Genomic DNA, 12,297 nt, shown 5'->3' with positions numbered 1-12,297 from the left:
CAGCTGAAGGAGCAGCGCCCCAACGGCATAAAGCTCGCAGTTCGCGGGCTTTTTGCTGCCGCTCAGCGGTTTCACCGAACGGAGGTGTTCCATGTCCGAAAAAGAGTCCATCACCACCCTCCTCACCTTGCTCGACGCCCGGCAGGCGCGCCTCGCGGCCGCTTGCAAAGAGATCGCCGACTGGGTTGATCATCAAGGCGGTCACCCCACCGCCCTGCGTATTCGCGATCGTCTGAATGACATCGAGAAAGACGCGCCGTTGATTCGCAACACGCTGTCGGCGCTCAGACCCATTGACCGGCCTCTGCCACGGTTTAGATAACAAACGCGAATAGCACGAACGCCCCGCTGCGACTTTCGATCGGGGCTCTAGAGCGGCGACGGCTGTGTTACCGAGGGATTATCTGTCCGGCGTTTATATTTTCCTCGTTGATTTGTTTATTTTCACAAAATCATCACATCTGCGCGCCTACAGTGAAATCACTCCTTTGGAGATCACACTTAACGCCCGCCCGCATGCGGGTGTTTTTTTGCCTGAAATTTGGCTCGGCGAACACCTGCGGCTATCAGTGGTCACAATTTAGTACACGTCACAAAGGAGACGATTCATGGTTATCCATTTCAACGTCGATGGTCATTTAGCCTGCGGGCATAAAGGCAAACATCTCACTGCCAGCCGCGAACTCAATCGCGTGAAGTGCCGCAGCTGCCGTAATACCGATGCGTACAAGCAAGCCAGAAAAGATCAGCGTAACGCGGCTCGACGCGCAACACGCCAGGCCAAAACCACACACCACGCCGTCAACTGGCGCTCCTCATGGGTAGAGCGTTTGGCTGCGATGCCGGGGCGTCAACGCCTGCCTCGCGGCTTTGCCGGACAAGCCTTCGTTTAGTCCGCAATAAAAAATGGGCCGGCGAGTGCCGGCCCATTGCTTACTAGTTGTTGCCCTGAACATCCTTCACGGTCTTTAAAGCCCGATTCGTTAAATCAATACACTTCTGTTTGTCGCCTGCCTTTTGCGCGGCCTCGGCATCTTTACGGTCTTGCTGGATATTGCCCAAAGCAGGCTGTCCCATCACTGCCGTCTGTTTGAGGTCGTGCAGTTTCTGCAAGTTAATGGCGCACAAGTCATCAGCGGCAAACAGCGGTGTTGCAACAATCAAAGACGCGAAGAACAGACCTAATCGTTTCATGACGAATTCCACCTGTTTGGACTTGGGAATTTGACTATAGATGCTGAATTGAAAGAGCGACGGCCAAGGCATATGAAACGCTGAAACAAACAGCCGAACACTAATCCAGCGGCTTGCCGGCGGTCTCCTTGACCCTCATCAAACCGATCAAGGTCAGACCAACGCAGAACATCATGTACAGGGCGGGCGCGTTGTTATTGCCCGTCAGCCCGATAAGCCCGGTGGCAAAAAACTGCGCAAAGCCGCCGAAAACAGAGACGCCCAGGCAATAAATGATCGACAACCCGGTCGCACGAATCGCCCGTGGAAACAGCTCGGTCACCAGCACCAGTGTCGGCACGGTAATCAGCACCAACAGAAACGTGGTGACCAATGAAACGGCCAACAGTGTTATCAGCGTCGGTGCCCATGGTCATCGGCAGATGCAGAACAGTCACGGTGTAGTTGGTCATGTAGTCGAGCACGATATAGCTGGATGCCGTACTGCCGATCACCAGCATTGCCGGTTTACGCCCAACGCGGTCGGCGTAGGCGCCCAGCACCAGACCACCAATCGGGCGCATGCCGAAGCCGACACCAAAGGTTGCCAGTGACAACAGCAACTGCCCTAACGTGCTTTCGACCGGGAAAAACTGCCGACCAATGAGCGTGGCAAAAAAGCTGTAAACAGAAAAATCGTAGAACTCCAGCCCGGAGCCGATGGTGATCGCGGCAATGGCACGCGCGCCAAGCGGTTTTCGAACTGAAGAAGTCGCAGGTATTGCGCTGGATACAGATGCAGACATTGGGTGAACTCCTCAAAGATCGATCACGAATCAGCGCAGAAAGGTTTCGACCAGGCGCACCCAATAGCTGGCCCCTGTCGCGAGGCATTGATCGTTGAAGTCGTAACCCGGGTTGTGCACCATGCAGCCACCCTCGCCATCCCCGTTGCCGATCAGCAGGTAGCAGCCGGGGCAGCGCTGCAACATGACGGCGAAATCTTCGCTGCCGGTCAGCGGTTGCAGATCGCGGATCAGCCCCTCCTCACCCAGCCAGTCCACGGCAACTTGTCGGGCAAATTCGGTGCTTTCGGCATGGTTGACCAACGGCGGAAAACGCTGGGCCTGATCGACGACGACAGTGGCACTCGCGCCGAAGCTTGTTGCCTGCGCTTCGGCCAGGTCGGTGATTCGTAAGATCAATCCGTCGCGGACTTCAGGTTTCAGTGCGCGCACGCTCAGTTGCAGTTCGGCGTGATCGGCAATGACGTTCGGGGCGATGCCGGCGTGGAAGGAGCCGACGGTGACCACGGCAGTGTCGAGCGGATTAACGTTGCGCGAGACGATGCTTTGCAGCGCCATGACAATTGCAGCGCCGACAAACAACGGATCAATGGCTTTGTGCGGCATCGCGCCATGCCCGCCAATACCGTCGACTCGAATGGTCACGGTATCGGTGGAGGCCATGAACGGCCCCGGTAAAAAACCGAGCTTGCCGACCGGCAGGCCCGGCATGTTGTGCATCGCAAACACTGCATCGCAGGGAAACAGCTCGAACAAGCCGTCATCCAACATGCGTTGCGCGCCGCCATCGCCCTCTTCTGCGGGCTGGAAAATCACTACCAGCGCGCCATCGAATTCGCGACTGTCGGCCAGATGTCTGGCGGCAGCGAGCAGCATCGCAGTATGACCGTCGTGCCCGCAGGCATGCATCACGCCATCGTGTCGGCTGGAATACGCCAGGCCCGTTTGCTCAACAATCGGCAAGGCGTCCATGTCGGCACGCAGGCCGATCATTTTGCCACCGCTGCCGTTGCGCAACAGTCCAACGACGCCGGTGCCCGCCATGCCGCGATGCACCTGATAACCCCATTCTTCAAGTTTTCCGGCAACGAGGTCGGCAGTGGCGAACTCCTCAAAGCTCAATTCTGGATGGGCATGAATGTGTTGCCGCAGCGCAATCATTTCTTCCTCGATCGCGCAGATACCGGGCAGCGCAGGCAGGTCGATCATCACGTACTCCTCATTTTTTAAAGTCTTGTTTTCGGGTGTTCCGCTGATAGGCTGCGATGCTAATCAGTTGGCGATGGCCGTGGCAGTCGCAAAAAGCGGGGGCTGAAACCCGCTGGTTTACACCTTTGACTGGGAGAAGTGATGAAGCTGCATCAATTGCGCGCGCTGGTGATGACCGCCGACTGCGGGAGCATTCGCGCCGCCGCACGGCAACTGGGTGTCTCGCAGACCTCAGTCGCCAAAGCGTTGCGTGAGCTTGAAGAACACCTGCATTTGCCACTGCTGGTGCGCAATGCCAACGGCGTAGTGCTGACCCAATACGGACAGTCTCTACTGCAACATGCGCGGCAGATGCTCAGTCAACTGGAGCGCGCGCAACTGGAACTCGCGCATCTGAGCCACGAGGCGCAAGGCCAGTTAAGGTTGGGGATCTCGCCTTGGATGGGCATGACGTTATTGCCGGAAGTGGTGATGCTGTTTCGTCAACGCATACCGAAAGTGCGTCTGGAGATTTTCGAGGGGTTGATGGCCGTGGCGCTGCCAAGATTGCGTGACGGCACCATGGAATTCGCGGTTGGCCTGGTCTCATCGCTGCTACCGCGACCGGAATTCGTCAGCGACCCCCTCTTCGCCTATCAGATGGCCGTCGTCGCCCGCCGCGAGCATCCACGGCGGCGCAGCCAATCCATTCATGAATTGCTCGATCTGGATTGGGTGGTGAACTACCCGGATGCCAGTCACGAAGGCCTGATGACCGAACTGTTCTGGCAACACGGTGCGCAGATCGATATGCAGCACATCCACCGCGCGCACTCACCTCAGCTGACGTTATCGATGATTGAGCAAACTGACATGCTCAGTTTCTTCCCCGAGCCGATGTTGACCGTGCCGATGTATGGCGAGCGTGTAGCGCGACTGCCGCTGAAGGAAGCTTTTGCGACTGACACGATAGGCATCGTCACCACCCGCAATGTGCAGTTGGGCGTGGCGGCTCAGTGTTTTGTTGAGTGCCTGACGCAGGTTATCCGCCGTCGCGCACGTTCGGCGCGTAAAGAGGATGTTGAGTTGTTCGATACGCTGGAATTGTTGATCTGAATGCCCGGCGGGGTTTTTCTGGGCACAAAAAGGGCTTGCATGAGATATGTCATGCAAGCCCTTGATATTCATGGTGCCCGAAGCCGGAATCGAACCGGCACGCCCTTACGAGCGGGGGATTTTAAGTCCCATGCGTCTACCAGTTTCGCCATTCGGGCGGTAGCGCGGTGTTGCTGTCTCCGACTGTTCAGTCGCGATCCTGACAGGATGCAGGCTTGAACAGCCGAGCGGGAAATATATACATCACTCCCCGGTGAAGCAAGTTCGCATTGGCTGTTTTAAAGACTAAATCTTACAGCGCAATGCAAATAAAAAAGCTCCGTAAATCATGGATCTACGGAGCTTGTTTATAGTGGAGGCCGAGGTCGGAATCGAACCGGCGTAGGTGGATTTGCAATCCACTGCATAACCATTTTGCTACTCGGCCTCAAAACGTTTGCTATCAGTAGCACAACAACAAACGCGTTTTAAACTTGGAGCGGGAAACGAGACTCGAACTCGCGACCCCGACCTTGGCAAGGTCGTGCTCTACCAACTGAGCTATTCCCGCTTGGTGATGCGCATTCTATAGAATTAAGAAGCTCCGTCAACCCCTTGATTCAAAAAAGTTTTATTTCTTTTCAACATCGGTCTTCAGATGCGGCCAGGCTGCGCGAAGGTATTGAACCATCGACCACAACGTCAGGCCTGCGGAGATCATCAACAGCGAATAACCCAGAATGACCCAAAAGGTAAAGTCCTTCGGATTGGCCAACAGGATCACCAGCGCGAGCATTTGTGCGGCGGTTTTCCATTTGCCGAGATTGGACACGGCGACATGCGCGCGAGCACCCAGCTCGGCCATCCACTCACGCAGTGCCGACACGACAATCTCGCGACCGATGATAACGGCGGCTGGCAGAGTCAACCACAGGTTGCCGTGTTCTTGCACCAACAACACCAATGCGACGGCGACCATCAGCTTGTCCGCAACCGGGTCGAGAAATGCACCAAATGGCGTGCTTTGCTCCAGGCGACGGGCCAGATAACCATCCAGCCAGTCCGTTGCAGCCGCAAAGGCAAACACCGAAGCGGACGCCATGTAGCTCCACTGGTACGGCAAGTAGAACAGCAAAATGAAGATCGGGATAAGCAGGACGCGTAGAACGGTAATCAGATTAGGGATATTCATCGGCACAACTGGCTACGAGGTGAGGGGGCATTCTACTCGCTATGCAGGTTCGCATAAATCGACTCTGCGAGCTTTTTACTGATCCCCGGGGCTTTGGCGATCTCTTCGATGCTGGCACGAGTCAGCTCCTGCAATCCACCAAAATGTTTGAGCAAATCTCGACGGCGGGTAGGCCCGACACCGGCAACGCCTTCCAGCGTTGAGGTACGCCGGGTTTTGCCGCGACGTGCGCGGTGCCCGGTAATTGCAAAACGGTGCGCTTCGTCGCGGATCTGCTGGATCAGATGCAGCGCCGGCGAGTCGCCGCGCAGCGTGAACTCGTGCGCTGCATCATTCAGATACAGAGTTTCGAAACCAGCCTTGCGCGTTGCGCCTTTTGCAACGCCAAGCAAGATCAGATCCGGCACCGCCAATTCGTTGAGCACGTCACGCGCCATCGACAACTGACCTTTGCCACCGTCGACCAGCAGAATGTCCGGCAGCTTGCCCTCGCCTTCCTTCAGCTTGCTGAAGCGTCGGGTCAAGGCCTGGTGCATGGCGGCGTAATCGTCGCCCGCTGTCACACCTTCGATGTTGTAGCGACGGTAATCGGATTTAATCGCGCCTTCCGGGCCGAACACTACACATGATGCGACGGTCGCTTCACCACTGGAGTGACTGATGTCGTAACACTCCAGACGCTGCGGCGGCTCGTCCAGATTGAGCACTTCGGCCAATGCTTCGAAACGCGCAGCGGTGTGTTGGCGGTTGGCCAGACGCGCACTCAGTGCCTGTTCGGCGTTGGTGACCGCCAACTGTTGCCAGCGCGCTCGCGTGCCACGCACCCGATGGCTGATGGCCAACTCACGACCGCGCAACTTGTGAATGGCTTCGATCAGCGTCGGGAAGTCTTCGTGGACGACGTTGACGATCAACTCACTCGGCAGATCGCGTTCCGGGCTGCTGATGAAATACTGCCCGAGAAACGCCGCCATGACCTCAGAGACATCTTCTTCAATCCCGACTTGCGGGAAGAAATTCTTGCTGCCGAGCACGCGCCCGCCACGGACACTGATCAGATGCACGCAGGCACCGCCCGGATTGACGAACGCAGCAATGACGTCGATATCGCCCGTACCGCCTTCCATGCTCTGCTGATCCTGAACCCGGCGCAGCAAGGCGATCTGATCGCGCAATTCGGCGGCGCGCTCGAATTCGAGGTTGATCGCTGCCTCCTCCATCGCCGTCGACAGTTCATTGGTCAGCGCGTGGCTACGCCCTTCAAGGAACATCACCGAGTGACGCACATCTTCGGCGTAGACCTCAGGCTCGACCAGGCCGACGCACGGCGCTTTGCAGCGTTTGATCTGATATTGCAGGCACGGACGGGTGCGGTTCTTGTAATAGCTGTCTTCGCACTGGCGGACAAAGAAGGTCTTTTGCAACAGGCTGAGACTTTCGCGAATCGCCCCGGCGCTCGGATATGGCCCGAAGTATTTACCTTTGGCCTTTTTCGCGCCGCGATGAATGCTCAGACGCGGGAACTGGCCGTCCGACAAAAACACGTAGGGATAGGATTTATCGTCGCGCAACAGAATGTTGTACGGCGGCCGCCATTCCTTGATCAGCGTCTGCTCGAGTAGCAGCGCCTCGGTTTCGTTGGCGGTGATGGTCGTTTCGACCTGAGCGATACGCCCGACCAGCGCAGCAGTTTTCGGCGCCAGCCCGGTCTTGCGGAAATAACTGGCCAAACGCTTCTTGAGGTTCTTGGCCTTGCCGACATAGAGCAGGCGCGCATCGCTGTCGAACATGCGATAAACGCCGGGGCGCCCACTGACGGTGGAGAGAAAGGCGCCGAAATCGAATACTTCAGTCATGGTCAGGCGCTGGCATCGACCATGCCGTGTCGGACTGCCAGAAGGGTCAACTCAACATCGCTGCTGATCGAGAGCTTCTCGAAAATACGGTAACGGTAGGTGTTCACGGTTTTTGGCGACAGGCACAACTTGTCGGAAATGATCTGCACTTTCTGACAACCGACAATCATCAACGCTATCTGGATTTCGCGCTCGGACAAGGCATCGAACGGCGAATCGTTGGTCGGCTGGAAAGACTTGATCGCCAACTGTTGAGCGATCTGCGGGCTGATGTAGCGCTGACCAGCAAAGACCAGGCGAATGGCCTGAACCATCTCCGGCAATCCCGCGCCCTTGGTCAGGTAACCGGCGGCACCTGCTTGCAGCAACCGTGTCGGAAAGGGATCTTCTTCGCACACAGTGACGGCAACCACCTTGATATCCGGATGACTGCGCAGCAGCTTGCGGGTGGCTTCAAGGCCGCCGATGCCGGGCATCTTGACGTCCATCAGCACCACGTCGGGCTTCAACTCACGCGCCTTGATCAGGGACTCTTCCCCGGACTCGGCCTGGCCGACCACTTGCAGGCCATCGATATCGGCCAGCATCCGTGTAATGCCTGTACGAACGAGATCATGGTCATCGACCACTAGCACCCTAATCAAGCAGACACCTCGCGATATGGTCTTATTGGGATGCCCGACACCTTAGCAAAAAGAGCCAGACAGACCTAGCGGAAAGCCGCATTTAAAAAGTTTCAATTCATCTTTGAGGTCTTGCCAGCCGTGGCTTTCAGAGCACAGGCGTGCTCAAATCGAGCTGCATGCGCAGGAAACACTCGTCCTTTCCATGAAGCTGTAGTCCTTTTCGCTGATACAAATTTTTTGCCGGATTGTTTTCGAATACCGTCAGCCGCAAAGCCGTACGCTTCTCATGGCGAGCCATCTCGATAACCTGATCAATTGCCCAGGATCCCGCGCCCTGCCCCTGAAACGCTTCAGCCAGCTGCAATTCGCGTATGTACAGTGCCCGCGCATCGCGGCTCAGGCTGAGAAACCCCAGCGCGATATCATTGCGGGTTACCAGCCAGTTTTCCCGGCCCATCCAGGCGACGTCAAAGGCTTCATCCTGCCAAAGCAGCTCATGTTGAATGTAGTACGGCAACATGTTCCTGCAGGTGAGATCGCGGGCGAACGCCAAGTCCTCAGACGTTGCACGACGTAACCGGAACATCATCGTGGCAGATCCACTGCAACGACCCGCCCGCTCCATTCGCCATCACGACGCTGCGCGACTACCAGACAATCGCCCGCTCCTGCTGCCGAAACCACAAGATCGCCAGTTTCTGACCAGATCGCACTGCACCCCGCAGACTGCCAGCCGCCGGTGAGACCTCCATGATTGGCCATCAACACGGCCATTGAATGTTGACAAGCATAGCCCTGCAGCAACGCAGAATCTGGCTCGTAGCCTTTCTCGCTGATCAATACACCCGCCGCGTACAGATTGGCACCCTGGTCAGCGGCAGCGGCCGCGTGGCTGGCGTGATTGAAATCAGCGCAAACCGCCAGCGCAACCTTATCGTCACCGATTCGCAGTGTTGCACCGCCGATGCCGGGGGCGAAAATCCGCTCCTCGCCCGTGTGCAAATGTTGTTTGCTGTAAACACCGAGCGAACCATCAGCCCCCAAGACCAACGCGCCAATCCATACCGCAGTTGGTTTGTCCGCCCGGATCGGCATCCCGACGACAGCGGTGATGCCCAGTGTTCGCGCCAGATCGCGTAACGGTTGAATGACCGCATCGTGCGGATCAATGGCCAACGCTGCTGCCGCCTCACCTTCATAACCGGTCAGCGACAACTCCGGAAAGACCAGCAACTCGACGCCCTGCTCCGCCGCCACTTCGATGAAGCACAAATGGCGTTGGATATTCGCCGCAAGATCCCCCGCAATGGAGATGGATTGGGCAGCAGCAATAGTCAGCGTCGACATGGTTCATCCTTGGTTTCAGGCAAAACGCTGAGTTTGTCACAACTGTTGCTACGCTCAAGCGATAGGCAAAATGTTCTTCACGCCATAGCATTTTCTGATTGCTGAGGCGCATCGGCCTCTAGTAAGCTCGGCGCATTCATTGGAGACAGACCATGTTCAACGCCCTTCCACAGCTTCGTATCGTCAGCGCCCTGCGCTCGATGGCGGCTGCGTGGGCGAAAGACGTTTGTGCTCCGGTCAGCTTTTATTTTGGGTATTGGTTTAGCCACTAGCGCGCCTGATACCCAAACGGCGCCCATGTAAAACGGGTCGCCTACCAGAGATTTCTCAACCCCCGGTCGGCCTCCCGACCGGGGGTTTGTTTTTTCTGGCCCCTGCTTTTTCAGCAACACACCAGACACTTTTGAGGATTTACCCATGAACTACGCCACTTATTACCGTTACGACACTTTTACCGCCTGGCGATTTACCAGCCTCCGCTCGGGACAGCCTGCCGCCTCCGATCGGTCACCCACCGGTGGCAAACGCACACACGTAGCCGATACGGCCAATTGTCGAACACCCCAGTAGGGCCGAGCGAGCGGGAAGCACCCGCCGCCAGCCCAGGAATTGTGAATATGAACTCGTCCGCTTCTGCTCTGCCACTGTCCAGCCTCAACTCTGCCAACGAAGCGCTGACCCTGCGTCTGCCCAGCTCGTTGCAACTCAAGCAGCAATTGCCCCTGAGCACTGCCTTGAGCCAGCAAGTCGCCGCCCACCGCCAGGCGGTACGCGCCATTCTCAACGGTGAAGACCAACGTTTACTGGTCATCGTCGGCCCTTGCTCAATTCATGATCCTCAGTCTGCCCTCGAATACGCCGACAAACTCGCCCGTCTTGCCGATCAAGTCAGCAACGACATGCTCCTGGTGATGCGCGCTTACGTGGAAAAACCCCGCACTACGGTGGGCTGGAAAGGTCTCGCGTATGATCCGCACCTCGATGGCAGCGATGACATGGCGGCAGGCCTGAGCCTGTCGCGCGAACTGATGCTGCAAATGATTCGCCTCGGTTTGCCAGTCGCTACCGAACTGCTGCAACCCATGGCCGCCGGTTACTTCGATGACCTGCTGAGCTGGGTCGCCATTGGCGCGCGCACCACCGAATCGCAGATCCATCGCGAAATGGCCAGCGGTCTGGGCATGCCGGTCGGCTTCAAAAACGGCACCGACGGTGGCGCCGCAGTGGCCGTTGACGCCATGCGCTCAGCCGCACACCCGCATCGGCATTTCGGTGTCGACAGCCAAGGGCATCCGGCAATCATTCAAACGCCGGGCAATGCAGATACCCACTTGGTACTGCGCGGCGGCCACAAGGGCCCAAACTACGACCGCAACAGCGTAACCGCCATCAATGCCGAACTGACCCGACTGAAAATCCCCGGCCGGATCATGGTCGATTGCAGTCACGCGAACAGCGGCAAGGATCCTTCGCGTCAGCCCGCTGTTTTCAATGACGTACTCGAACAGCGCCTGCAAGGTGACCACTCACTGATCGGCATGATGATCGAGTCGCATCTTTTCGAAGGTTGCCAGCCGCTGAGTCCTACGATGCGCTACGGCGTTTCCATCACCGATGGTTGCCTGGGTTTCAAGGCGACGGAGCACCTGCTTCTGGATGCCGCAAAGCGTTTGAGTGCTCAGCCGCGCACCTGATGACAACGCCCTCCGGTACTTTTCGCACCGGAGGGCAATCGTGCTACTCAACCCGTAGCAACGTTATCGCGGAAGCTTGACTGTCATCATCCGAGCGCTCCACTGAATAGGCGATGCGCACAGTCGAGCCCTGATGCTCACGCCAGAACCGGTGGGGCACGATAAACACCAACGGCTGCCCCGCTGACTCGCGGGTAATCTCACGCTCGTCACGATGGTTGAAGTAATCACCATCACACTTGAGATAGACCAACTCTCCCTCTTGAGCTTGGGCATTGCCGATCACGACGGTGATGCCATCCGTTGAGTCCACCACATCAAGCACGTCGTCCTGAGCTTCGAGGACATCCGGCGCCTCGAGCAAACCACGAATCAAAGGTGCGATGACAAAGGTTGCGATGTCGGAATCTCGCGCCTCGCCTGTTTTCGGTTCAACCCGATAACGCGCTGTCACTTCGCCGCCAAGATGTCCCGCAATAAGATCAGCACCAATCCAGAAAGACAGCGTATTGCCTACCGCCAACGACTGTAGGGTCAATGCATCGTTAAACACCTCCGTCAGAACAGCGCCTTGCCAGGTCAACAACACTCTGTCGCCTTCGGTCATACGGGAATACGGTCGAAGGCTGATGCAGGTGCCTTCGCTGAGTCGCTCAGGATCAAGGATTGCGCCAACCGCTTCTTCGACATAGGGCGCAAGCAATCTCGGGCGAACATCGCCGACGTCCAGTTGCAACTTTGCCGACGTGACCGGTTGCGCTTGTTTGGCACTGTAAAGCGTCCAGTAGATTTCCAGCGAGCCACCATCCAGCGCCGCGACATGCACGCCTTTGATGACGAATACGATTTCCTTGCCGACCTGTGCTTCGCTGACGAAACGAGCGCTTTCATGTTGATAGGTGAACCCATCGATATCGAGCCCTTCCCAACGCAACAGCACTTTATCGCCGCACGCCATGTTCGGGTAAGGCGGGATCCGGACGATGGCCCTCTTCAGGGACGGGTCAAGTACGGCTTGCGTCATCGAGTCAAGATTGGGTGCGGGCAATGAAAGCACTGCCTCGGCATCCAGGGTATTGCCCGCTCGAAAGCAGAACTCCAGCGACGTTTCATCCGCTTTAAAACTCAGCGCGCCCTGTTTATCCGGTGCAACCCAGCGCTGCTGAAAAGTGCCTGGGCTCTGCGCTGACGCGACTGACAGATGTGCTTCATGCGTAGTCATGGGTGCCTCCATTCCTTGGATTAAACGCTGTCGTCAATGACTGCGTTGACTGCCCCTATTTAACGCGCTCAATCATTCAATGGATATCAGCCGATTGC

The 12,297-nt window shown here is 57.1% G+C and carries 14 protein-coding genes and 3 tRNA genes; 5 read left to right on the top strand and 12 right to left on the bottom strand.

The annotated features are described in order from the left end of the window. Nucleotides 1-91 precede the first annotated feature (91 nt). Both ACZZ0D_RS09930 and ACZZ0D_RS09925 read left to right on the top strand, forming a co-directional pair. Nucleotides 92-322 carry a hypothetical protein gene (locus tag ACZZ0D_RS09930; protein WP_053120399.1) on the top strand — a complete coding sequence of 77 codons (231 nt, stop codon included), beginning with the start codon at nucleotides 92-94 and terminating at the stop codon, nucleotides 320-322. A gap of 286 nt (nucleotides 323-608) precedes the next feature. Next, nucleotides 609-893 carry a hypothetical protein gene (locus ACZZ0D_RS09925; protein WP_053120401.1) on the top strand — a complete coding sequence of 95 codons (285 nt, stop codon included), beginning with the start codon at nucleotides 609-611 and terminating at the stop codon, nucleotides 891-893. Nucleotides 894-936: 43 nt separating this feature from the next. On the opposite strand, the gene ACZZ0D_RS09920 is transcribed toward ACZZ0D_RS09925, so the two are convergent. After that, nucleotides 937-1,194, bottom strand: a complete 258-nt coding sequence (locus tag ACZZ0D_RS09920; RefSeq protein ID WP_282353964.1) for a hypothetical protein — start codon at nucleotides 1,192-1,194, stop codon at nucleotides 937-939. 100 nt (nucleotides 1,195-1,294) lie between these two features. Continuing rightward, complete coding sequence (locus ACZZ0D_RS09915) at nucleotides 1,295-1,516, bottom strand: MFS transporter (protein ID WP_463554788.1); 222 nt, start codon at nucleotides 1,514-1,516, stop codon at nucleotides 1,295-1,297. Nucleotides 1,517-1,559: 43 nt separating this feature from the next. Here ACZZ0D_RS09915 and ACZZ0D_RS09910 point away from each other — a divergent pair, with 43 nt between their 5' ends. Then, nucleotides 1,560-1,787: a hypothetical protein gene (locus tag ACZZ0D_RS09910; protein ID WP_463553084.1), complete on the top strand. Its 228-nt coding sequence runs from the start codon at nucleotides 1,560-1,562 to the stop codon at nucleotides 1,785-1,787. A gap of 222 nt (nucleotides 1,788-2,009) precedes the next feature. Here ACZZ0D_RS09910 and ACZZ0D_RS09905 read toward each other — a convergent pair whose 3' ends face one another. After that, the gene (locus ACZZ0D_RS09905; protein WP_463553083.1) at nucleotides 2,010-3,188 is read right to left on the bottom strand and encodes a M20 aminoacylase family protein; all 1,179 of its coding nucleotides are present in this window, start codon (nucleotides 3,186-3,188) and stop codon (nucleotides 2,010-2,012) included. Between the two features lie 141 nt (nucleotides 3,189-3,329). On the opposite strand from ACZZ0D_RS09905, the gene ACZZ0D_RS09900 reads away from it, so the two are divergent. Beyond that, nucleotides 3,330-4,283, top strand: a complete 954-nt coding sequence (locus ACZZ0D_RS09900; protein ID WP_463553082.1) for a LysR substrate-binding domain-containing protein — start codon at nucleotides 3,330-3,332, stop codon at nucleotides 4,281-4,283. A 71-nt stretch (nucleotides 4,284-4,354) separates the two neighbouring features. Here ACZZ0D_RS09900 and ACZZ0D_RS09895 read toward each other — a convergent pair. From ACZZ0D_RS09895 to ACZZ0D_RS09860, 8 genes are all read right to left on the bottom strand, one after another. Beyond that, nucleotides 4,355-4,441: transfer RNA gene (locus ACZZ0D_RS09895), tRNA-Leu, on the bottom strand. 195 nt (nucleotides 4,442-4,636) lie between these two features. Continuing rightward, nucleotides 4,637-4,710 (bottom strand) — tRNA-Cys (locus ACZZ0D_RS09890). A 47-nt stretch (nucleotides 4,711-4,757) separates the two neighbouring features. After that, nucleotides 4,758-4,833: transfer RNA gene (locus tag ACZZ0D_RS09885), tRNA-Gly, on the bottom strand. 60 nt (nucleotides 4,834-4,893) lie between these two features. Next, entirely contained in the window at nucleotides 4,894-5,454 is a 561-nt protein-coding gene (gene pgsA, locus ACZZ0D_RS09880) for a CDP-diacylglycerol--glycerol-3-phosphate 3-phosphatidyltransferase (protein WP_053120408.1), read from the bottom strand. Nucleotides 5,455-5,486: 32 nt separating this feature from the next. Further along, nucleotides 5,487-7,310, bottom strand: coding sequence for an excinuclease ABC subunit UvrC (gene uvrC, locus ACZZ0D_RS09875; RefSeq protein WP_463553081.1), 1,824 nt, complete (start codon nucleotides 7,308-7,310; stop codon nucleotides 5,487-5,489). A 2-nt stretch (nucleotides 7,311-7,312) separates the two neighbouring features. Continuing rightward, entirely contained in the window at nucleotides 7,313-7,954 is a 642-nt protein-coding gene (gacA, locus tag ACZZ0D_RS09870) for a response regulator transcription factor GacA (protein ID WP_024012761.1), read from the bottom strand. Between the two features lie 127 nt (nucleotides 7,955-8,081). Beyond that, nucleotides 8,082-8,525: a GNAT family N-acetyltransferase gene (locus ACZZ0D_RS09865; protein ID WP_463553080.1), complete on the bottom strand. Its 444-nt coding sequence runs from the start codon at nucleotides 8,523-8,525 to the stop codon at nucleotides 8,082-8,084. After that, nucleotides 8,522-9,283, bottom strand: a complete 762-nt coding sequence (locus ACZZ0D_RS09860; protein ID WP_463553079.1) for a carbon-nitrogen hydrolase family protein — start codon at nucleotides 9,281-9,283, stop codon at nucleotides 8,522-8,524. The genes ACZZ0D_RS09865 and ACZZ0D_RS09860 overlap by 4 nt, the downstream gene beginning before the upstream one ends. 617 nt (nucleotides 9,284-9,900) lie before the next feature. Here ACZZ0D_RS09860 and ACZZ0D_RS09855 point away from each other — a divergent pair. Next, nucleotides 9,901-10,977, top strand: a complete 1,077-nt coding sequence (locus ACZZ0D_RS09855) for a 3-deoxy-7-phosphoheptulonate synthase (protein WP_463553078.1) — start codon at nucleotides 9,901-9,903, stop codon at nucleotides 10,975-10,977. Nucleotides 10,978-11,020: 43 nt separating this feature from the next. On the opposite strand, the gene ACZZ0D_RS09850 is transcribed toward ACZZ0D_RS09855, so the two are convergent. Continuing rightward, nucleotides 11,021-12,199, bottom strand: coding sequence for a hypothetical protein (locus ACZZ0D_RS09850; protein ID WP_463553077.1), 1,179 nt, complete (start codon nucleotides 12,197-12,199; stop codon nucleotides 11,021-11,023). Nucleotides 12,200-12,297 lie beyond the last annotated feature (98 nt).

The organism is Pseudomonas sp. AC193, assembly GCF_979258075.1.
The sequence above is the reverse complement of the archived record's forward strand: the minus strand, read 5'-3'. Positions and strand labels throughout refer to the sequence as shown.